Source organism: Streptomyces sp. NPDC044921, assembly GCF_056432865.1.
The window spans coordinates 19,698-40,496 of record NZ_JBWKIF010000018.1; the positions used below are offsets into that span (position 1 = coordinate 19,698).

Genomic DNA, 20,799 nt, shown 5'->3' on the forward strand with positions numbered 1-20,799 from the left:
AGGGCGCATGACCCGTTCGGCGCGTGCGCAGGAGGAGATACGGCGGTTCCTGGCCATCGGGGCGGTGCAGGTCGCCGAGCTGGACCTGGACGGCGAGGATGCGGTGCTCAGGCCCGGTCCGGGCAGTCCGCCCGTGACGCACGGCGAGGTGTTCGTCCTGGTCAGACGACGTGGCCGCCCGGTGGGCACACTGCTCGGGCGGGTGCCGCCGGGGGCGGATCCGCGGACCGTGCTGGCCGGGCGGGCGCGGGTGGAGTTCGCGGACGCGGAAGCCGGTGCGTCGACGCAGCCCGCCGACGCGGAAGCCGGTTCGCCGGCGGAGCGCACCGGTTCGCCGGTGGAGCGACTCGACGGGGGAACCGGTCCGTCGGCGGAGTCCGTCGGCGCGGGAGCCGGGGTGTCGGTGGGGCCGCCGTGGGCCAGTGTCGTCGTGGCCACCCGGGAGCGTGCCGGGCAGCTGGCCCGGGCGCTGGACTCGCTGCTCGCGCAGGACCATCCGCGGTTCGAGATCGTCGTGGTCGACAACGCGCCCGTGACGAGCGGGACGCGGGAGCTGGTCGAGCGGAAGTACGCCGAGCGCGTGCGGTACGTGTGCGAGCCGGTGCCGGGCCTCGCGGTCGCGCACAACACGGGCCTGGCGGCCGTGCGGGGCGAGGTGGTCGCCTTCACGGACGACGACGTGGTGGCCGACCCGCGCTGGCTCACCGAGCTGACCGCGCCCTTCGCCGCCGACGCCGCACTGGGGTGCAGCACCGGGCTGATCCTGCCCGCGCGGCTGACGACACCGGCCCAGGTGCTGCTGGAGAGCCACGGCGGCTTCGCCAAGGGCTTCACTCCAAGGACGTACGACCCGGCGGACCCGCCGGGCGACGAGCCGCTGTTCCCGTTCACGGCGGGGCGGTTCGGCTCGGGCGCGAACATGGCGTTCCGTACCGAGGTGCTGCGCGCGGTCGGCGGTTTCGACCCGGCGACCGGTGCGGGCACGGCCGCCCGGGGCGGGGACGACCTGTACGGCTTCGTCCGGGTCCTGGCCCAGGGGCACCGCCTGCGCTACACCCCGTCCGCCCTGGTCTGGCACCACCACCGGGAGACCTGGCGGGACCTGGAGACCCAGGCGTACGGCTACGGTGCCGGGCTCACGGCGTATCTCACCGCGGTCCTGGTGAACCGGCCCGGGCTGCTGCCGGCGTTCCTGGCGCGGCTGCCGCGCGGGCTGGCGCACGCCCGGTCCCTGACGGCGGTCCGCGAGACGGAGGGGACGGCCGGCGGCGGCCTGCCGGGGGACCACGACGCGCGCGCCCACCCCTGGCCGCGGCGGCTGTCGCGCCTGCAGCGCAGGGGGATGGCGTACGGACCGATCGGCTACCTGAAGGCGCGGCGTGCGCTGCGCGCGAGTGTGCGGGGGGCGAGATGAGGACGTCGACGAGTACGCGCGGCAAGGGCCGGGGCAACGGCAGAGGCGGCAGGGAGCGGGAGGCGCGGGACGGTGAGGGACCGATAGCCCCGGCGGCCACCGGCGGCCGGCCGGGCGGTGCGGATCCGGGGAGGGCGGCCCGGGCCGACGTGGCCGAGGCCGCCGGCTCCCCTGCCATCCCCGTCTTCCTCTACCACTCCGTGATGGACGACCCGCCCGCCTGGATCGCCGAGTTCACGGTGACGCCGGAGCAGTTCGGGGCGCATCTCGACGCCGTGGTGCGCAGTGGGCGCACGCCCGTCACGATCAGCGCGGTCGCCGACCACCTGGCCGGGCGGGCGCCCCTGCCGCCCCGGCCCGTGCTGCTCACCTTCGACGACGGTTTCGCCGATCTGCCCGGCCCCACCGCCGATGCGCTGGCCGAGCGGGCGCTGCCCGCGACCGCCTATCTCACCACCGGCGCCATCGCCCCGGGCGGCCGCAGCCTGCTGCCGCCCGCCCCGATGATGAAGCTGGCGGACGTGGCGGAGCTGGAACGTTCCGGCATGGAGATCGGCAGCCACACGGTCACCCACGCGCAGCTCGACACGCTGCCCGCGAAGGACCTGGCGTACGAACTGCGCGCCTCCAAGGCCGTCCTGGAGGACGCCCTCGGGCACGAGGTCCGGCACCTCGCCTATCCGCACGGCTACAACAGCCCGCGCGTGCGGGCCGTGTCGGCCCGGGCCGGCTACGAGACGGCGACCGCCGTCCGCCACGCGCTCAGCTCCGACCGCGACGAGCGGTACCGCATCGCCCGGCTCATCGTGCGCCGCAGCCACACCGTCGCCGACGTCGAGGGCTGGCTGGCCGGGACGGGCGCGCGGGTCGCTCCGTACCGGGACGGGCCGAGGACGATCGCCTGGCGGTGGTACCGGCGGGCCCGCGCGCGGGTGCGCGGGCCCGAGTTCGCCGGCTGACCCGGCTACTTCAGCGGCTGGTTGAGGTACGGGTCGGCGACCGCCTTGCGCAGGCTGTCCCAGGCCGCGTCGTTGGCCAGGGCGAGGTTGCAGTGCGGTCCGGGGTCGCGGTAGTTCCACTGGAGGGCCGCCTTGACGCCCTCCAGGTCCTTCAGCACCCCGGGCACCTGCGCGTACCACTCGGCCTGCCGCTGCGGGCGGGCCGGGTCCGCCGCCGTGCCGAACTCGGAGAGCATCAGCGGCTTGTCGTCGGAGATGTTCGTCCGGATCCACTCGTGCGTGGCGTCCTGCGTCTGGGCGAAGGTGAGCCAGCCGGTGTTGTGACAGCGGTAGTAGTTGTACTGGTTGTAGCCGATCCAGTCGACGTACTCGTCGCCGGGATACATCTTCCTGATCACGTCGGCGTGGTCGAGGTACCCCGTGGTGATCCACGTCCACACCACGTTGTCGACGCCCAGCTCGCGGAACCGGTCGTGGATGTGCCGGTACGCCTCCACGAACTCGGCGGGCGTGCCGTTGGCCGGGGTGCGGGTGTCCATCTCCAGGTCGAAGGAGAGGAACACCTTCCTGCCGTAGTCCTTGATGCGCCGGGCCTGGACGTCGATGACCTTCTCGTCCAGCTCCCCGGCCGCGATCTGCTTCCAGGTCGGCTGCTGCCGCTTCGTACCGCCCCACCACTTGCTCTCCCAGGACAGCAGCAGCAGATGGTCCTCGCCGACGCGCCGCTCCTCCGGTGTGAGCAGCTGGCCCTCGCGGCGGGTGCCCTCGGGCAGGGACATGTCGTGGTACGTGTACACGATGTCGAGCGGGCGGCCGACGCGCTCCTCGTAGGCGCGCACCTTCTGCGGCAGGTCGTCCCGCTCGTGCGGCACGAAGGCGCCGAACCAGGCGCCGCAGGGCGGTTCCAGCAGTTCCGTGGGGCGGCAGTCCGCCTTGGCACCGGCGGCTCCCCGCTCCTGCGGCCCGGAGGCGTTCCGCAGGGCGAGGACGGCGACCAGGACCGCGCTGACGACCGTCGCCGACGTGATCAGCAGCCGGCGCCGGCTCGACGCGAACGGGCCGGCGGGCCGCCGTTCCTCCTGCGGTGGCCCGCTGTGCTGTCCGGTCGGGTGGTGCCCGCGGCGAAAGGGGCGGTGGGGACGGTTGAACCTCACTGAGCGGAACCCTTCGGTGTCCTCGGCGTCGTCCGCGCCGGCGGGGAGGCGCGCAGCGGCGGACAGAACGCGGCGAGTGTGGTCAGCAGTGTCAGCGTCAGCAGCACGCGCTGCGCGCTGAAGGCGTGCGCGGCGATCAGTACGGTCGCCACGAGCATCACGGCGCCGATGCTCATGAACAGTGTCAGCATCAGCCGCTCCAGCAGGTCGGAGTGGCGGGCGAAGCCGGGAGCGCGTCGCTCGACGGGTCCTTCCGCGGGGCGCGCCGCGAACGCCGGGGCGCAGATCCTGACCAGGGCCGCGCCCGGGCCCGCCGCGAGGAAGAGCACGACCGCGGCGCCCCGCGGCGGCGATCCACCGGGCAGGGCGAGCGCGGCGAGCGCCAGCCAGCCGCCGAACGGCGGCAGCATCCGGACCACGAGATCCTGCGGTGTCATCGCTGCGCTCCCCCTGCCTGCCTCAGTACGTAGAGCCATCCGGCGCCGTTCTCCGCGACGAGCCGGAACCGCGGCGAGGCGGCGACCGAGTCCCGGATCCGGTCCAGCTGCGCCCGGGTGAGCTGCCCGTTCATCTCGGAGTTGGCCAGCTGCCCCCGTGTGAGCAGGAAGTAGGCCCGGGCCGACCGCTCCACCCCGGACATGTCACTGGCGAGCGTGGCCGCCGGGTCCCGGACGATCCGGTCGACGTGGCTGCGGGCGTCGTCCAGGAACCAGTAGTGGTCGACGCTCCCGTAGGAGTCGTAGGCGAGCGGGTAGTTGCGGTTGGCGGCCACGACGAGCGAGCCCTCGGGCGCCTGGTCGAACAGCTGCCGTACGAGGGCGACCTCCTGCGGCGGGAAGTAGTTGATCCGGTCCTTGCCCGAGTAGGCCGGGACGAAGGCCAGGGTGCCGCCGAGCAGCGCGGCCAGCGGCACCCAGGCGGCGGCCCGGCCGCGGCCGGGCCGGGCAGGGGCGGCGCTCGTGCCGTCCGCCGCCTGGGCGGCGGCGTCGGCGGCGAGCGTGCGGACCCTGGGCAGGATCGCGGCGGCGGCGAAGAAGGCGGCTCCCGGCAGCATGAACAGCAGCACCCGGAAGATCATCTCGCTGCCGTAGCTGCTCGCCGCGAACATCGGCAGCGGGGCCGCCGCGATCAGCAGCAGCGGCCGGGCCCGGTGGCGCAGCACCCGCTGGCGCAGCACCCCGACGGCCGCCAGCAGCAGGACCGAGCCGGACAGCAGCCGGGCCGCCCAGGAGGTCACGATGGCTCCGGTGCCGGTCGGGGTGGCGCCGTAGCCGGTCTCGACGTTGGCGCCGACGTCCCCCACGGCGCGGATCATGTCGGGCATCGCGGCGGACAGGAACGGCAGCGCGGCCGTCAGGCACCAGGCCAGGAAGATGACGACCGTGGTGACCACCGGCACCCAGTCGCGGTAGCGGCGGCTGAGGCACAGGGCGACCAGACAGACCACCAGCATCCCCGGGGTGAGCTGGTGGGAGATGACGATCGCCGTGATCAGAAGCGTGATCACCACCGTCCACACCGCCTGCCGGGGCCGCCCGCGCAGCTCGGCGGACCGGCCGAAGCGGCGCAGGACGACGGCGAGGACCCCGACGTGCAGCGCGTAGGCCACCGACTGCGGCGAGAAGTAGTCCTGCCCCACCCAGTTGGCGACGTAGAAGAGCCACACCGCGGTCCAGATCAGCCGCCGGTCCTCGGTGAAGGTGCGGTAGATCAGCAGCAGCGGGAGCAGCAGCATCAGGCTGGAGACCAGGGGCCACCAGGCCATGAACATCGCCGACGACTCCACGCCCAGCAGCCGCACCAGGGCGGCCTGGGCGGCGAAGAAGCCGGGCCACTGGTCGTACACGGCCATGTCGCCGACCTGGTCGGCCGTCTGCAGACCACCGGCCGTCAGCAGGTGGTCGATGACCGCGTCGTGCTTCCACGCCCAGGCGTAGAGCGGCGTCGGGTAGAGCACGGCCTGGGTGGCCCGCTCCATGACCAGCAGGCCGAGGACGTACGCCGCCGCCCAGGCGCCGGGCCGGCGCGGATCGCGGACCGTGCACCAGAACCCGGCCGTGAGCACCGCCAGTCCGGCCCAGAACGCCGGGTGCAGCGCGGTGACCAGGCCGTAGTCGTCGAGCCGCGAGACGTCCGTGTGCCGTACGGCGTACGCCCACAGCCCGAGCGCGGCGAGCAGCGGGAGGCCGGGCCAGGCGAGCGCGGTGCGCCCGGGCCGGAGCGGGCTCAGGTCGGACAGGTCCGTGACGGGCTCGGGGGCCGCGCTCGACGACTCCGAGGACGACGGGCTGGAGGACTGGCTGGCGGTCTCGGGAGTGCTTCCGGGGGTGGTCGCGCCGTCCCGTGCCGGTATGGGTTCTGGCGTGGATCTCTCCTTCGGCGTTACTGGCGGACGCACGGTGGTTCCCCCCTGGCGGTTCGGCTCTCGGCGGCCCTGTCGGCCGGCTGGGCTCTGGCTTCGGTCAGTCGGTGGGCCGTCTGTCGGCTGCGGGCTCGGCGGTTCGCCCGGGAGGGCGGGCGGCTGTGTGGTCGGCGGGGCGGGTGGCCGTGCGGTCGGCTGGAGGCGCCACCGGACGGTCGGATGGCGGTGCGGCCGGACGGTCGGCTGGGTGGCCGGCCGTGCGGCCGGCTGGCGGTGCGGCCGGACGGTCGGATGGAGGCACGGCCGGACGGTCGGATGGCGGTGCGGCCGGACGGTCGGCTGGGTGGTCGGCCGTGCGGCCGGCTGTTCCGTCGGCCGTGCGGTGGGCGGCGCGGCGGGCGGCGGGACGCTCGGCCGTGGGGTCGGCCGGTCGGTCGGTTGGGAGCTCGGCCGGACGGTCGGCTGGCCGGTTGACTGGAGGCTCGGCCGGACGGTCTGCTGTTCGGTCGGCCGTGCGGTCGGCTGATCGGCCGGCCGTGGCGTGGGTGAGGCGGCCCCGGTCCCGGGCCGACGCGGCGCGGCGGCCCAGCGACAGGAGCAGGGCGAGTAGGCAGAGCACGGCGAGCAGGGGCGGCGCGAGGGGGGCGAGCGCCTCGCGCCACACCCAGCCGCCGACCGCGGCGAGATACAGAACCCCCCAGCGCCCCGGCCAGGTCAGCCGTCGGCCCGCGCTCGCGAGCAGCAGCCACAGCGGGACGAGGCACAGCAGCTGGCAGACCGGCGGCGCCCAGCGCAGCAGCGGCTCGGGCCCGTGAAGCCCCAGCGCGTCCGCGAGGAGACCGGCCGTCTTCTCGTGCAACGCCCCGTCCACCGCCCGCGGTTCCCGTCCGAGGGCGACCGGCGCGGTGTACAGGGCGAGCAGGGCGGCGTACAGCGCCGTGCCCGGCAGCCAGGGGTCGCGCCGGGCGCACAGGGTGACCGCGGCGGCGAACACCACGAGCAGCAGGCCCCCCGCGGCCAGCGACGGCAGCGGCAGGCCCGCCAGCAGCTGACGTCCGGTCAGCGCCGCGTCGGACGCCCGCTCCAGCCACGGCAGGTCCCGCAGCGGCGCGAGGAAGAACACCGCGGCCACGCCGAGCAGGCTCCACAGGGCGCCCCGCAGCCGCCGCTCCTGGTCCGGGGACGGCTCCGCGGGTCCCTGCGGCGGTTCGCGGGTGGGCCCCTCCGGCCGCACGATCAGGGCCAGTGTGTCCGCCTGGAGCGCTTCGCGTTCGTATCCGGGGCGCCCTATGAACAGCGTGACCGTGTCCTGGTCGCCGTCACCGTCCCTGGGCTGGTAGGCGGCCTTGCGGGCCCAGGTCGTGCCGTACCCGGCGGTGGCGTTCAGTTTCGCCCAGCGGGTGCCGTACGGGGGATCGGAAGGCGTGTGGACGGCGGGCGCGCCGTCGCCTCGGCGCAGGGCCGCGCGCAGCCCGGCCGTGGAGACCGCGGCGATCAGGGTCATGCTGAGCAGCACGGCCCAGCCGGCGCCGGCGATCCCGGCCGGTGTGAACAGCACGGCCGCGCTGCCCAGCACCAGGGCGCACATGGCCCCTTGGAGCGCGGCGAGCACACCGGTGCGCCCCTGCACGCGCAGCACGCCGATGTACAGCTCCACCACCACCCGGGGCAGCGCGCCGAGCGCGAGCAGCCGCAGCACGGTCGAGCCGTGCTCGGCGTAGTCCGGGCTGAAGGGCGTGAGGATGTAGGGGGCGAAGAGGACGAGGACCAGCACCACCGGAACCAGCAGCAGCGTCATGCGCCGCAGGGCGCCCCGGACGCCGTCGGCCAGCTGGCGCGGGTCGTGCGAGGCGTGCGCGGTGAGGGAGGAGGCCATGTTGATGGCCATGAACTCCATCGTGCCGCCGACGGTGTACGCGACGTAGAAGTAGCCGTTCTCGGCGGCGCTGAAGCGGACGGCGACCATCACCGGCAGCAGGTTGATCATCGCCAGGCTGAACAGCGCGCCCAGCGAGTCCCCGGCCAGGAAGCGGCCCATGTCCCGGATCCTCGGGGGTTCCTTGTCGCGGTCGGCCTCCGCCTGGCGCGGGATGAGCCTGCGGAAGATCAGCCAGCCCAGCGGCAGGGTGGAGAAGGCGATCGCCACCGCCCAGGAGACGAAGATGCCGAGGACGGGCAGCGTGCCCGCGAAGGCCGCCAGCAGGGCCAGCTTCCCGATCGAGAACACCGCGTTCCCGGCGGGCACCCACTCGGCCTTGCGCAGTCCCGTGAGCACCCCGTCCTGGAGGGTCAGCAGCGCCCAGGCCACGCACGCGGCGACGAACACCGCCCCCGCCACGGGCGTGCCGAGCGGCGCGTAGGACGCGCCCCACGCGTCGAGGGTGAGCAGGAAGACGGCGGCGGCGAGCGCGACGATCAGCGAGCTGGCCGCGTACGTGCCCCCCACCAGGCGCCCGGTCTCCCGTCCCGCGCGCGGGACGAAGCGGACGACGGCGCCGATCATCGTCGTCGCCGTGATGCTGGCCAGCAGCCGCATCGCGGCGATGGCGGCGGAACCCTGGCCGACGGCCTCCTCCGTGTAGTAGCGGGCGGCCACCAGCCAGAACCCCAGGCCCAGCACGGCCGAGACGCCCGTGCTGAGCATGAGGAAGTAGGCGTTCTTGAACAGTGAGTCGTGCGTGTGCTCGCTGTCGGCAGGCCGCGGTCCGCCGCCGGCGCGCGCGGTGGCGGGCTCGTGCACCTGGGTCTCAGCCACGGGACTACCCCAGCCCTCCCGGTGTCGGTCCGCTCCGGGCCGGCCGTCCGGGAGCGCCGACCGGCCGGGCGCCGGACCGCTCCAGCACCTCCACGACCGTGCGCGCCCGCAGCGGGTCCACGGGCAGCGCGTGCCGCGCGAACCAGCGGGCCGCCCCGGGGGCCGGCGAGGGGTCGGTGAACTCCGCGCCCGCGTAGTCGTCGAGCGGCGGGTCGTAGACGTAGCCGACGACCACGCCCCGGTCCGCCAGGGCGGCGATCGCCGCGTCCCGGTCCTCGACGAACAGCGGGACCCGGAACAGCGGTTGCGTCCCGTGCCCCTCGCGCGGCTTGGCCCAGGGCGTGGCCAGCAGCAGCTCCGTGCCCGCCCGGCAGGCGTCCAGCACCTCGTCCAGCCGGTCGAGCCCGCGCGCGATGCGGCCCAGCCTCAGCCGGCCGGACTCCAGGCGGTAGTCGTGCATGTCGACGCGCAGCCACGGGTGGTGGGCGTCGAGCCCGGGCGCCTCACGGGCGGCCAGCGCGAGTTCGTCCGGGCGCAGCGGCATCCGGATCTCCTCGCGGTCGGCCAGCCCGAGCCGCCGCGCCGCGGCCCAGGCGGCCCGCCGCAGCCGCAGCCCGCGCACCGCCGCCTCCGCGTACGGCCGCAGCGCGAAGGCCAGTTCGGAGCCGAGCCGGCCCGGTGCGAGCAGGCCGTCGCGGGTCTCCTCCACGGCCCGGCGCAGTCCCGGGTCGGCGAGGGACAGCATGCCTCCGGCCTGGGCGCCGACGTGCTTGGACAGGCTGAACACGGAGGCGTCGCCCCACGCCCCGACCGGCCGGTCCCCCACCCGGCTCCCGATGGCGTGCGCCGCGTCCTCGAACAGCGGGATGCCCCACGCGTCGCACATGCGCCGCAGACGGGGTGCGGGGTCCGGGTTCCCGTACAGGTTCGTGGTGAGCACGGCCGACACCGAGCGCCACGTCTCGTCCGGCACGGCATCGACGTCGATGGACGCGTCGAGCGGGTTCAGGGGAGCCTGCACCGGGCGCAGTCCGGCGGCGAGCACCACGAAGAAGATCACGTCGTCGTTGACCGGCGACATCAGCACGCGTCCGCCGGGCGGGCACCAGTGACGCAGCGCCACGTACAGCCCGAAGCGGCACGACGGTACGTACACACATTCCCGGCCGAGCCGCAGGCGCATGGTCTCTTCCAGCCGCTTCGGCCGTGAACCATGCCGCACCGAGCCCGGACCGGCCTCCCCAATGGCCATCCGCCCCCCTGGTGTGCCGTAGGAACGCCCCCTCCCCGAGGCCTTCCGGCACCCGCCCAGAGTCGCCCCGTTCGCACCGCTCCGTCAAGATTGCGTCGCGTCCTGTGGATAACTTCCGGCACGTACACATGTGCGGTCCCGTCCGCCGCGCCGGTCACCGCCGGCGGGTTCGTCCGGCCGCACCCGGGCCCACCTGCCCCGTTCTTCCCGCTGACCTCCTCGGACCCTGCCCAGGACCGGTGCGTCACCCGTAACGTGTGGCACGACCACGGACACGTGGCGACGACATGGCGCACCCGAAAGCGAGGCAGCACCCGATGCCCCCCTTCGATGTCCCCGAGGGCGACCCCTTCGGTCCGCACAACCTGCCGTACGGCGTGTTCTCCCTTCCCGGTTCCGCCCACCGGACCGTGGGCGTCCGGCTCGGCGACCACGTGCTGGACGCGGGCGCGGCGGCCCACGCGCTCGGCTCCCCGTACGCCTCCCTGCTCGCGCAGCCGAGCCTCAACCCGCTGCTGGCGGCGGGCCGCACGGCCTGGTCGGACGTGCGGCGGGCGCTGACGGCCTGGGTGACGGTGCCGTCCCACCGCGACACCGTCGAGAAGCTGTTCCACCCGCTGTCCTCGGTGACCCTGCACCTCCCGTTCGAGGTCGCGGACTACGTCGACTTCTACGCCTCGGAGAACCACGCGAGGAACGTGGGCCAGATCTTCCGGCCCGACGCCGAGGACTCCCTCACCCCCAACTGGAAGCACCTGCCGATCGGCTACCACGGCCGCTCCGGCACGGTCGTCGTCTCCGGCACCGACGTCGTACGGCCCTCGGGCCAGCGCAAGGCGCCGTCCGACGCCGCCCCCGTCTTCGGCCCGTCCGTCCGGCTGGACATCGAGGCCGAGGTCGGCTTCGTCGTCGGCGTGCCGTCCCGCATGGGCCGGCCGGTGGCGCTCGGCGACTTCCGCGAGCACGTCTTCGGACTGTGCCTGCTGAACGACTGGTCCGCGCGTGACATCCAGGCCTGGGAGTACGTACCGCTCGGCCCGTTCCTCGGCAAGTCCTTCGCCACCTCGGTCTCGGCGTGGATCACCCCGCTGGACGCCCTGGAGGAGGCTCTCGTGGCGCCTCCGGCCCGGACGCACGAGCTGCTGCCGTACCTCGACGACAGCGACGAGGAACCCGGCGGTTACGACCTGCGGATCAGCGTCGCCGTCAACGGCCACGTCGTCTCGGAGCCGCCCTTCTCCACCATGTACTGGACGGCCGCCCAGCAACTGGCCCACATGACCGTCAACGGCGCCTCCCTGCGCACCGGCGACCTCTACGGCTCCGGTACGGTCAGCGGGCCGTCGGAGCGCGAGCGCGGCTCGCTGCTGGAGCTGACCTGGAACGGCCGCGATCCGCTCGAACTCCCGGACGGCAAGCGGACGTTCCTGGAGGACGGCGACGTCGTGACCCTCTCGGCCTGGGCCCCCGGGCCCGACGGGGTCCGCGTGGGACTGGGCGAGGTGACGGGGCGGGTGGTCGCGGACTGACCCACGGGGGCGGTCCGCACGGCCCGGGCCGGTCCGCGATCGTCCCGCGCGGCCCTTCCGATGCCGTCCGGCTCCTGACGCACACCGCCCGGGCCCGTCATACTGGGCGTCGGGCGGTGCGCCCGTACGCGCGGTGCACGGCACACCGGCCGCGCCCGTCGCGGCAAGGAGTGCGCACGGCAGCGGATCCCAGGCGAGCACGGCGGTCGCGCCGCCGGTGCGCACGGCGGTCACGTCGCTGGTGCGCACGGCAGCCGCGGCGTTCGCGCGCACGGCGACCGCCCTGCCCCGCACGACCCGTAGCCGCCCCTTTTCCGACCAGGAACCGGAGCCCGTGGCCATGACCGTCTGCCTGCTCCTGCTGAGCGTTGTCGCCGTGACGGCCGCCGTCCCCGTCCCCCGGGCGCTGACCCGGGCGTCGTGGCCGGAGCGGGAGCCGGTGGTCGGCCTGTGGGTGTGGCAGTGCCTGGTCGCCACCGTCCTGCTGTGCTGCGTGACGGCCCTCGCGCTGGGCGCCGCCGCCGTGTTCGGCACGGTCCGCGCGCAGCTGTTCGCCCCGGCGCCGCCGGCGGTGACCGCGGCGTACGACCTGTCCGCCGCCCCGCCCTGGGCCGCCGCCCTGACCCTGCTGCTCGCCTGCGGTGCCGCCTGGACGACCGCGATGCTCGCGCGGGAACTCGTCGAGGCGCGCCGGCGCCGCGCCCAGGCCCGCGCGCACCTGCGCGAGCGCGCCCCGGACCTGCCGGCCGGCCTGCCCGCCGCCAAGGGGCCCCTGCTGGTCCTGGAGGACGAGTACCCGGACGCCTGGTGGATGCCCGGCAGCCCGCCCCAACTGATCGTCACGACGGGCGCCCTGCACCGCCTCACCGGGCACCAGCTCGACGCCGTCCTCACCCACGAGCGCGGCCACGCCCGGGCCCGCCACGACTGGCTGCTGCACCTTTCCACCGCCCTGGCCACCGGCTTCCCCCGCATCCCGCTGTTCGCCCACTTCTGCGACCAGACCCACCGCCTGGTCGAACTGGCCGCCGACGACACCGCCTCCCGCCGCTGCGGCCACCTGACCACCGCCCTGGCCCTGATCGAGCTGAACCAGCACCGCGGCGTGCTGTCCTGCGCCTCCAGCCACCGGCTGCTCGGCGAGCGGGTCGACCGGCTCCTGGAACCGCCGCCCCGGCTCGGCCGCAGGCACCGCGCCCTGACGACCACCACGGCAGCGCTCGTCCCGCTGCTGCCCCTGCTGATCGCCTTCGCCCCGGGCCTGACCGCGCTGTCCTAGCCGCAACGGCTCCCCCTCCAGCCGGAGGGCGACGCCCGGGCCGGGTCCGGCGGCGGCCGGGCGGGTGCGGCGGCGGCCAGGCGGGTGCGGCGGCGGCCGGGCGGGTGCGGCGGCGGCCAGGCGGGTGCGGCGGCGGCCGGGCGGGTGGTGGCCGGTGGCTCGGTGGCCAACGGCCGGTGGCCGGTAGCCCGGTGGGCGGTAACCCATGGTGGGCGGTGGTCCCGGCCCGGTAGCTCGGTTGGCCGACCACCGCAAGCTCGGTAGTCGGCGGCCAGTGGCGGATCTGCCCGCCGATGGCGCGAACGCCCAGGTCGCTCTCGAAAGCGCTCTCCCTGGCCGCCGTGCCGGCCCTGACCCGCCACCGGTCCTCGGCCGAGGCGCGAGCGGCCCTGGCCACGGCGGCGACGGACTCCGACGCGGACGTCAGGGCGTACGCGGCGCGGGCACGGTGAGCGGCCCCGCCGAAGGCTCCCGGTGAGCGGCCCCGCCGAAGGCTCCTGGTGAGCGGTCCTCCTGCCGTGCTCGGGGGACCCGGCCAGAGCCCGGCCCTATATCCAGTCGTCGGGCTCCGGTTCCGCGTCCGTCTCGGGCCAGTCGTACGGCTCTTGCCCGCCCTGGCCGGACGCCCGGGCCGGTGCCTGGGGCGCCGGGGGCGAGTCGGCCGCCGGGCTCGCACCGGGCGGCCCGCCCAGCGACGCGAGCACGCCCAGCACCCCTGCGCCGTAGGTCGCGAGCTTCTTCTCGCCCACTCCGCTGATCCCGCCGAGCTCGCCCACCGACGCCGGCCACGCCAGGGCGATCTCCCGCAGCGTGGCGTCGTGGAAGATGACGTACGCCGGGACGCCCTGCTCGCGCGCCTGCTCGGCCCGCCAGGCACGCAGGGCCTCGAACGCCGGCAGCAGTTCCTCGGGCAGCTCGGCGGCGACGGCCCCGCCCTTGCGCTCGCCCCGCCCGGAGCCCGCGGACGGCGACCCGGACCGGGAGGTCACCGGCTTCTTCGGTTCCTTGCGCAGCGGCACCTCCCGCTCCCGCCGCAGTACCGCCCCGCTGGCCTCCGTGAGCACCAGCGTGCCGTACTCACCCTCCACCGCGAGCAGCCCCTGGGCGAGCAACTGCCGGATGACGCCCCGCCACTCGCCCTCGGTCAGGTCCTCGCCGATGCCGAAGACCGAGAGCTGGTCGTGGTCGAACTGGATGACCTTGGCGGTGCGCCTGCCCAGCAGGATGTCGACGATCTGCACCGCTCCGAACTTCTGCCCGCGCTCCCGCTGGAGCCGTACCACCGTGGACAGCACCTTCTGGGCCGCGACCGTGCCGTCCCAGGTCTCCGGCGGGGTCAGGCACGTGTCGCAGTTGCCGCAGCCGGCCGGGTCCGGGTCCTGGCCGAAGTAGGCGAGGAGCTGGCCGCGGCGGCACTGGGCCGTCTCGCACAGCGCCAGCATCGAGTCGAGGTGGGCCTGGGCGCGCCGCCGGAAGGCCTCGTCGCCCTCGCCGGACTGGATCAGCTTGCGCTGCTGGATGACGTCGTTGAGCCCGTAGGCCATCCAGGCCGTCGACGGCAGTCCGTCGCGGCCGGCCCGGCCGGTCTCCTGGTAGTAGCCCTCGACCGACTTGGGCAGGTCCAGGTGGGCGACGAAGCGGACGTCCGGCTTGTCGATGCCCATGCCGAAGGCGATGGTCGCCACCACGACCAGGCCGTCCTCCCGCAGGAAGCGGGACTGGTGGGCCGCGCGCGTCCCCGCGTCCAGGCCCGCGTGGTAGGGCACGGCCTCGATGCCGTTGCGGCTGAGGAACTCGGCGGTCTTCTCCACGGAGTTGCGCGAGAGGCAGTAGACGATGCCCGCGTCGCCCGGGTGCTCCTCGCGCAGGAAGGCCAGCAGCTGCTTCTTCGGGTCGGCCTTGGGCACGATCCGGTACTGGATGTTGGGCCGGTCGAAGCTGGCCACGAAGTGGCGGGCCGCCGGCATGTTCAGCCGCTCGGTGATCTCCCGGTGGGTCGCGTGCGTGGCCGTCGCCGTGAGCGCGAGCCGCGGTACGTCCGGCCAGCGCTCGCCGAGCAGCGACAGCGCCAGGTAGTCGGGGCGGAAGTCGTGGCCCCACTGGGAGACGCAGTGCGCCTCGTCGATCGCGAAGAGGGCGATCTTGCCGCGCGAGAGCAGATCGAGCGTGCTCTCCAGCCGCAGCCGCTCCGGCGCCAGGTACAGCAGGTCCAGCTCGCCGGCCAGGAACTCGGCCTCCATCATCCGGCGCTCGTCGAAGTCCTGCGTGGAGTTCATGAACCCGGCCCGCACGCCCAGGGCCCGCAGCGCGTCCACCTGGTCCTGCATGAGGGCGATGAGCGGGGAGACGACCACGCCCGTGCCGGGTCTGACCAGGGCGGGGATCTGGTAGCACAGGGACTTCCCGGCTCCGGTCGGCATGAGCACGACGGCGTCACCGCCGGCCACCACATGCTCGACGACCGCCTCCTGCTCACCCCGGAAGGCCTCGTACCCGAAGACCCGGTGCAGCGCGGCCAGCGCCTCGCTCTGTGTCGCTGTCATCTCGGCGATACCGCCTGTCCCACCCATCGTCGTGTCCCCCGTACGTCGTCCCTCGACCACTGCGTCCACGATAGGGGGCGGCACCGACAGCCCTTGAAGTTGTCCACAGGCCGCCACCCTCCCGGTGCAGGAAGAGGGCTCGCCGCCGTACACGCCTTCGAACTGGAATCCACCACCGGCGCGTACACCAGCACCGGGATCTTCCGGGAGCGGAGGAAGGTCAGCGCCCCCTTCCCCGTGGACCTCGATCTCACGGCATCAGGCCGCGCCGCACCGGCGGTGAGTGACCGCCACCACGCCGAGCACCGCGGCCCGGCCCCCCCAACGGGGTGCCGGGCCGCGGCCGTGACGGCGGGCGCGCGTCAGCGGACGAACACGCCCGCCTGCCCCGCCAGATCCAGGAAGTACTGCGGCGCCACACCGAGCACCAGCGTGACCGCCACCCCGACACCGATCGCGGTCATGGTCAGCGGCGACGGCACGGCCACCGTCGGGCCCTCCGGCCGCGGCTCGCTGAAGAACATCAGCACGATCACGCGGATGTAGAAGAACGCCGCGATCGCCGACGAGATCACACCGATGACGACGAGCGGGGCGGCCCCGCCCTCCGCCGCCGCCTTGAACACGGCGAACTTCCCGGCGAAGCCGGACGTCAGCGGAATGCCGGCGAACGCCAGCAGGAACACCGCGAACACGGCCGCCACCAGGGGCGAGCGGCGGCCGAGCCCGGCCCACTTGGACAGGTGCGTCGCCTCACCGCCCGCGTCGCGCACCAGCGTGACCACCGCGAAGGCACCGATCGTCACGAACGAGTACGCGGCCAGGTAGAAGAGGACGGACGAGACGCCGTCGGGCGTGGTCGCGATGACACCCGCGAGGATGAACCCGGCGTGCGCGATCGACGAGTACGCCAGCAGCCGCTTGATGTCGGTCTGCGTGATCGCGACGATCGCGCCGCCCAGCATGGTGACGATCGCCACGGCCCACATCACCGGCCGCCAGTCCCAGCGCAGTCCCGGCAGGACGACGTACAGCACCCGCAGCAGCGCGCCGAACGCCGCCACCTTGGTCGCCGCGGCCATGAAGCCGGTCACCGGGGTCGGCGCGCCCTGGTAGACGTCCGGGGTCCACATGTGGAACGGCACCGCGCCCACCTTGAACAGCAGACCCATCACCAGCAGCGCGGCGCCGACCAGGAGCAGCGCGTCGTTGCCCATGGTGCCGGCGAGCGCCGGGTCGACGTCCTGGACGGTGCCCTCGACGACCTGCGCGATCGTCGCGTACGACATCGAGCCCGCGTAGCCGTACAGCATCGCGATGCCGAACAGGGTGAACGCGGAGGCGAAGGCGCCGAGCAGGAAGTACTTGACCGCCGCCTCCTGCGACATCAGCCGCTTGCGGCGGGCCAGGGCGCACAGCAGGTACAGCGGGAGGGAGAAGACCTCCAGGGCGACGAACAGCGTCAGCAGGTCGTTGGCCGCCGGGAAGATCAGCATGCCGGCCACGGCGAACATCAGCAGCGGGAACACTTCGGTGGTGGTGAACCCGGCCCTGACCGCGGCCTTCTCGCTCTCGCTGCCCGGCACGGAGGCGGCCTGCGCGGCGAAGGAGTCGACGCGGTTGCCGTGCGCCGCCGGGTCCAGGCGCCGCTCGGCGAAGGTGAACAGGCCGACCAGGGCCGTCAGCAGGATCGTGCCCTGCAGGAACAGCGCCGGTCCGTCGACGGCGATCGCGCCCATCGCCGCGATGCGCGCCTTGGTCGTGCCGTAGCCGTCGGCCGCGAGGGCGACGACCGCGGCGAAGGCGGCCGCGAGGGCGACGACGCACACGAACATCTGGACGTAGTAGCGGGTTTTGCGCGGTACGAACGCCTCGACCATGATCCCGACGATCGCCGCTCCCACGACGATCAGGATGGGCGCCATCTGTCCGTACTCGAACTTGGGCGCGTCGATCTTGGTGATCGGTTCGGCCGCGGTTGTCCACAGGCTGTGGACGGCTGATGCGCTCACTTGGCCGCCTCCACCTCGGGCTGGGGGTCCTTCTTCTGTACGTCGGACATGGTCTGCTCGACCGCCGGGTTGACGATGTCCGTGACGGGCTTCGGGTAGACGCCCAGGAAGATCAGCAGTGCGACGAGCGGCGCGACGACGACGAGCTCACGGACTCTGAGGTCCGGCATCGCGGACACCTCCGCCTTCACCGGGCCCGTCATCGTCCGCTGGTAGAGGACGAGGGTGTAGAGCGCGGCGAGGACGATGCCGAAGGTGGCGATGATGCCGATCACCGGGTAGCGCGTGAACGTGCCGACCAGGACCAGGAACTCACTGACGAACGGCGCCAGTCCCGGCAGGGACAGGGTGGCGAGGCTGCCGATCAGGAACGTGCCGGCGAGCACCGGGGCGACCTTCTGCACCCCGCCGTAGTCGGCGATGAGCCGCGAGCCGCGCCGGGAGATCAGGAAGCCCGCGACCAGCATCAGCGCGGCCGTCGAGATGCCGTGGTTGATCATGTAGAGCGTCGCGCCGGACTGGCCCTGGCTGGTCATCGCGAAGATGCCCATGATGATGAAGCCGAAGTGGGAGATCGACGCGTAGGCGATCAGCCGCTTGATGTCGCGCTGGCCGACCGCGAGCAGCGCCCCGTAGATGATGCTGATCAGCGCCAGGACGAGGATCGCCGGCGTGGCCCACTTGCTGGCCTCCGGGAAGAGCTGGAGGCAGAAGCGGAGCATCGCGAACGTGCCGACCTTGTCGACGACCGCCGTGATGAGGACGGCGACCGGGGCCGTGGACTCCTGCATCGCGTTGGGCAGCCAGGTGTGCAGCGGCCACAGCGGCGCCTTCACCGCGAAGGCGAAGAAGAAGCCGAGGAACAGCCAGCGTTCGGTGCTGGTCGCCATGTCCAGCGAGCCGTTGGCCCGGGCCTCGGCGATCTCCTGGAGCGAGAAGTTCCCGGCGACCACGTACAGGCCGATCACCGCGGCCAGCATGATCAGGCCGCCGGCCAGGTTGTAGAGGAGGAACTTCACCGCGGCGTAGGAGCGTTGGGTCGCCGCCGCCTTCTCGCCGTGCTCGTGGGCACGGTCGCCGAAGCCGCCGATGAGGAAGTACATCGGGATCAGCATGGCTTCGAAGAAGATGTAGAAGAGGAAGACGTCGGTGGCCTCGAAGGAGAGGATCACCATCGCCTCGACGGCCAGGATCAGGGCGAAGAAGCCCTGCGTCGGCCGCCACCGGCTGCTGCCGGTCTCCAGCGGATCGGCGTCGTGCCAGCCCGCGAGGATGATGAACGGGATGAGCAGCGCGGTGAGCGCGATCAGCGCCACGCCGATGCCGTCCACGCCCAGTTCGTAGCGGACGCCGAAGTCGGCGATCCAGGCGTGGGACTCGGTGAGCTGGTAGCGGTCGCCGCCCGGGTCGAAGCGGACCAGGACGACGATCGCCAGGACGAGCGTGGCGAGCGAGAAGAGCAGCGCCAGCCACTTGGCGGCGGTGCGCCGCGCGGCCGGTACGGCGGCCGTGGCGATCGCCCCGACGGCCGGGAGCGCCGCCGTCGCTGTCAGCAGGGGAAAGGACATCGGTATCAGACCGCCCTCATCAGCAGGGTCGCGGCGACGATGACCGCCGCGCCGCCGAACATCGAGACCGCGTAGGAGCGGGCGAAGCCGTTCTGCAGCTTGCGCATCCGCCCGGAGAGGCCGCCGACCGAGGCCGCCGTGCCGTTGACGACGCCGTCGACCAGGGTGTGGTCGACGTAGACCAGGGACCGCGTCAGGTGCTCGCCGCCGCGGACCAGGACGACGTGGTTGAAGTCGTCCTGGAGCAGGTCGCGGCGGGCGGCCCGGGTGAGCAGCGAGCCGCGCGGGGCGACGGCCGGGACCGGGCGGCGGCCGTACTGCGCCCAGGCGAGGGCGACGCCGATGACCATCACGGCGACCGTGGACAGCGTGACCGTGAGGGCGCTGACCGGCGGGTGGCCGTGGTCGTGTCCGGTGATCGGCTCCAGCCAGTGCACGAACCGGTCGCCGATGCTGAAGAACGCACCGCCGAAGACCGATCCGACGGCCAGCACGATCATGGGGATCGTCATGATCTTGGGCGACTCGTGCGGGTGGGGCGGGGTGTACGCGCCGCGCGTCTCGGCCGCGGGCTCCACGTCCGGCTCGGCCGGGGACGGCGTCGGCGCGTGGCGCCAGCGCTCCTCGCCGAAGAACGTCATCAGCATCACCCGCGTCATGTAGAACGCGGTGATGGCCGCGCCGAGCAGGGCGCACGCGCCGAGGATCCAGCCCTCGGTGCCGCCCTTGGCGAACGCCGCCTCGATGATCTTGTCCTTGGAGAAGAAGCCGGACAGGCCCGGGAAGCCGATGATCGCCAGGTAGCCGAGGCCGAAGGTGACGAAGGTGACCGGCATGTACTTCCTCAGACCGCCGTACCTGCGCATGTCGACCTCGTCGTTCATGCCGTGCATGACCGAACCGGCGCCGAGGAAGAGACCGGCCTTGAAGAAGCCGTGCGTCACCAGGTGCATGATCGCGAAGACGTAGCCGATCGGGCCGAGCCCGGCGGCGAGGATCATGTAGCCGATCTGCGACATGGTCGAGCCCGCCAGGGCCTTCTTGATGTCGTCCTTCGCGCAACCGACGATCGCACCGAACAGCAGCGTGACCGCGCCGACGATGGTGACGACCAGTTGCGCGTCCGGGGCGCCGTTGAAGACGGCTGCGGAGCGGACGATCAGGTAGACGCCCGCCGTCACCATGGTCGCCGCGTGGATGAGGGCCGAGACCGGGGTCGGGCCCTCCATCGCGTCCCCGAGCCAGGACTGCAGCGGCACCTGGGCGGACTTGCCGCAGGCCGCGAGCAGCAGCATCAGGGCGATGGCGGTCAGCTTGTCCTCACCGGCGGCACCGGCCAGTCCGGCCTCCCCGTGGCCGCCGAGCACCGGCCCGAAGGCGAAGGTGCCGAACCACAGGAACATCAGCATGATCGCGATGGACAGGCCCATGTCGCCCACGCGGTTGACCAGGAAGGCCTTCTTGGCGGCCGTGGCGGCGCTGGGCTTGTGCTGCCAGAAGCCGATCAGCAGGTAGGAGGCGAGTCCGACGCCCTCCCAGCCGACGTACAGCAGCAGGTAGTTGTCGGCGAGGACGAGGATCAGCATCGCCGCGAGGAACAGGTTCAGGTAGCCGAAGAAGCGGCGGCGCCGCTCGTCGTGCTCCATGTACCCGACGGAGTACAGGTGGATCAGCGTCCCGACGCCCGTGATCAGCAGCACGAACGTCATGGACAGCTGGTCGAGCTGGAAGGCCACGTCCGCCCGGAAGCCCTCGACGGGGATCCAGCTGAACAGGTGCTGGCTCATCAGGCGCTGGTCGGCGTCCTGGGCGAGCATGTCGCTGAACAGCACCAGGCCGAGCACGAAGGACACGGCCGCGAGCAGCGTGCCGAGCCAGTGGCCGACGGCGTCCAGCCGGCGTCCGCCGCACAGCAGGACCGCCGCTCCGAGCAGGGGCGCCGCCACCAGCAGCGCAATCAGGTTCTCCACTT

General features: G+C 73.4%; 14 protein-coding genes and 1 pseudogene. 6 read left to right on the top strand and 9 right to left on the bottom strand.

Going from position 1 to position 20,799, the window contains the following annotated elements:
- Positions 1-7 precede the first annotated feature (7 nt).
- Entirely contained in the window at positions 8-1,414 is a 1,407-nt protein-coding gene (locus AC07DA_RS25885; protein WP_479130587.1) for a glycosyltransferase family 2 protein, read from the top strand.
- 203 nt (positions 1,415-1,617) lie between these two features.
- Positions 1,618-2,373 carry a polysaccharide deacetylase family protein gene (locus AC07DA_RS25890; RefSeq protein WP_479130720.1) on the top strand — a complete coding sequence of 252 codons (756 nt, stop codon included), beginning with the start codon at positions 1,618-1,620 and terminating at the stop codon, positions 2,371-2,373.
- 5 nt (positions 2,374-2,378) lie between these two features.
- On the opposite strand, the gene AC07DA_RS25895 is transcribed toward AC07DA_RS25890, so the two are convergent.
- The 5 genes from AC07DA_RS25895 to AC07DA_RS25915 all read right to left on the bottom strand — a co-directional run bounded on the left by AC07DA_RS25895 (position 2,379) and on the right by AC07DA_RS25915 (position 9,896).
- A complete protein-coding gene (locus AC07DA_RS25895) occupies positions 2,379-3,527 on the bottom strand; it encodes a glycosyl hydrolase (RefSeq protein WP_479130588.1) in 1,149 nt (382 codons plus the stop codon).
- On the bottom strand, positions 3,524-3,964 hold the full coding sequence (locus AC07DA_RS25900) for a hypothetical protein (RefSeq protein WP_479130589.1): 441 nt from the start codon (positions 3,962-3,964) through the stop codon (positions 3,524-3,526). The genes AC07DA_RS25895 and AC07DA_RS25900 overlap by 4 nt, the downstream gene beginning before the upstream one ends.
- Positions 3,961-5,925 carry a glycosyltransferase gene (locus AC07DA_RS25905; RefSeq protein WP_479130590.1) on the bottom strand — a complete coding sequence of 655 codons (1,965 nt, stop codon included), beginning with the start codon at positions 5,923-5,925 and terminating at the stop codon, positions 3,961-3,963. The genes AC07DA_RS25900 and AC07DA_RS25905 overlap by 4 nt, the downstream gene beginning before the upstream one ends.
- Before the next feature lie 64 nt (positions 5,926-5,989).
- Positions 5,990-8,644 (bottom strand): lipopolysaccharide biosynthesis protein, encoded by a 2,655-nt coding sequence (locus tag AC07DA_RS25910; RefSeq protein WP_479130591.1) that lies wholly within the window; start codon positions 8,642-8,644, stop codon positions 5,990-5,992.
- Positions 8,645-8,648: 4 nt separating this feature from the next.
- Positions 8,649-9,896 carry a DegT/DnrJ/EryC1/StrS family aminotransferase gene (locus AC07DA_RS25915; protein ID WP_479130592.1) on the bottom strand — a complete coding sequence of 416 codons (1,248 nt, stop codon included), beginning with the start codon at positions 9,894-9,896 and terminating at the stop codon, positions 8,649-8,651.
- A gap of 317 nt (positions 9,897-10,213) precedes the next feature.
- Here AC07DA_RS25915 and fahA point away from each other — a divergent pair, with 317 nt between their 5' ends.
- From fahA to AC07DA_RS25930, 3 genes are all read left to right on the top strand, one after another.
- On the top strand, positions 10,214-11,425 hold the full coding sequence (gene fahA, locus AC07DA_RS25920; RefSeq protein WP_479130594.1) for a fumarylacetoacetase: 1,212 nt from the start codon (positions 10,214-10,216) through the stop codon (positions 11,423-11,425).
- A 340-nt stretch (positions 11,426-11,765) separates the two neighbouring features.
- Entirely contained in the window at positions 11,766-12,704 is a 939-nt protein-coding gene (locus tag AC07DA_RS25925) for a M56 family metallopeptidase (protein ID WP_479130721.1), read from the top strand.
- 293 nt (positions 12,705-12,997) lie between these two features.
- A complete protein-coding gene (locus AC07DA_RS25930; protein ID WP_479130596.1) occupies positions 12,998-13,156 on the top strand; it encodes a hypothetical protein in 159 nt (52 codons plus the stop codon).
- A gap of 96 nt (positions 13,157-13,252) precedes the next feature.
- Here the strand turns inward: AC07DA_RS25930 and recQ are convergent, their stop codons facing one another.
- Positions 13,253-15,274, bottom strand: a complete 2,022-nt coding sequence (recQ, locus tag AC07DA_RS25935; RefSeq protein ID WP_479130597.1) for a DNA helicase RecQ — start codon at positions 15,272-15,274, stop codon at positions 13,253-13,255.
- Between the two features lie 105 nt (positions 15,275-15,379).
- On the opposite strand from recQ, the pseudogene AC07DA_RS25940 reads away from it, so the two are divergent.
- Positions 15,380-15,534: pseudogene (locus AC07DA_RS25940) on the top strand (Uma2 family endonuclease); the annotation flags it as partial.
- Between the two features lie 75 nt (positions 15,535-15,609).
- Here AC07DA_RS25940 and nuoN read toward each other — a convergent pair.
- The 3 genes from nuoN to nuoL are packed head-to-tail and all read right to left on the bottom strand — an operon-like array spanning position 15,610 to position 20,797.
- On the bottom strand, positions 15,610-17,259 hold the full coding sequence (gene nuoN / locus AC07DA_RS25945) for an NADH-quinone oxidoreductase subunit NuoN (RefSeq protein ID WP_479130598.1): 1,650 nt from the start codon (positions 17,257-17,259) through the stop codon (positions 15,610-15,612).
- A complete protein-coding gene (locus AC07DA_RS25950; RefSeq protein WP_479130599.1) occupies positions 17,256-18,827 on the bottom strand; it encodes an NADH-quinone oxidoreductase subunit M in 1,572 nt (523 codons plus the stop codon). The genes nuoN and AC07DA_RS25950 overlap by 4 nt, the downstream gene beginning before the upstream one ends.
- A 5-nt stretch (positions 18,828-18,832) precedes the next feature.
- Complete coding sequence (nuoL, locus tag AC07DA_RS25955; RefSeq protein WP_479130600.1) at positions 18,833-20,797, bottom strand: NADH-quinone oxidoreductase subunit L; 1,965 nt, start codon at positions 20,795-20,797, stop codon at positions 18,833-18,835.
- Positions 20,798-20,799: the final 2 nt, after the last annotated feature.

What these genes read in the sequence shown, in the direction of transcription:
- AC07DA_RS25885 (WP_479130587.1), top strand. Translation starts at nt 8, where the DNA reads ATGACCCGTTCGGCGCGTGCGCAGGAGGAGATACGGCGGTTCCTGGCC.
- AC07DA_RS25890 (WP_479130720.1), top strand. Translation starts at nt 1,618, where the DNA reads ATGGACGACCCGCCCGCCTGGATCGCCGAGTTCACGGTGACGCCGGAG.
- AC07DA_RS25900 (WP_479130589.1), bottom strand. Translation starts at nt 3,964, where the DNA reads ATGACACCGCAGGATCTCGTGGTCCGGATGCTGCCGCCGTTCGGCGGC.
- AC07DA_RS25915 (WP_479130592.1), bottom strand. Translation starts at nt 9,896, where the DNA reads ATGGCCATTGGGGAGGCCGGTCCGGGCTCGGTGCGGCATGGTTCACGG.
- fahA (WP_479130594.1), top strand. Translation starts at nt 10,214, where the DNA reads ATGCCCCCCTTCGATGTCCCCGAGGGCGACCCCTTCGGTCCGCACAAC.
- AC07DA_RS25925 (WP_479130721.1), top strand. Translation starts at nt 11,766, where the DNA reads ATGACCGTCTGCCTGCTCCTGCTGAGCGTTGTCGCCGTGACGGCCGCC.
- AC07DA_RS25930 (WP_479130596.1), top strand. Translation starts at nt 12,998, where the DNA reads ATGGCGCGAACGCCCAGGTCGCTCTCGAAAGCGCTCTCCCTGGCCGCC.
- recQ (WP_479130597.1), bottom strand. Translation starts at nt 15,274, where the DNA reads ATGGGTGGGACAGGCGGTATCGCCGAGATGACAGCGACACAGAGCGAG.
- AC07DA_RS25950 (WP_479130599.1), bottom strand. Translation starts at nt 18,827, where the DNA reads ATGTCCTTTCCCCTGCTGACAGCGACGGCGGCGCTCCCGGCCGTCGGG.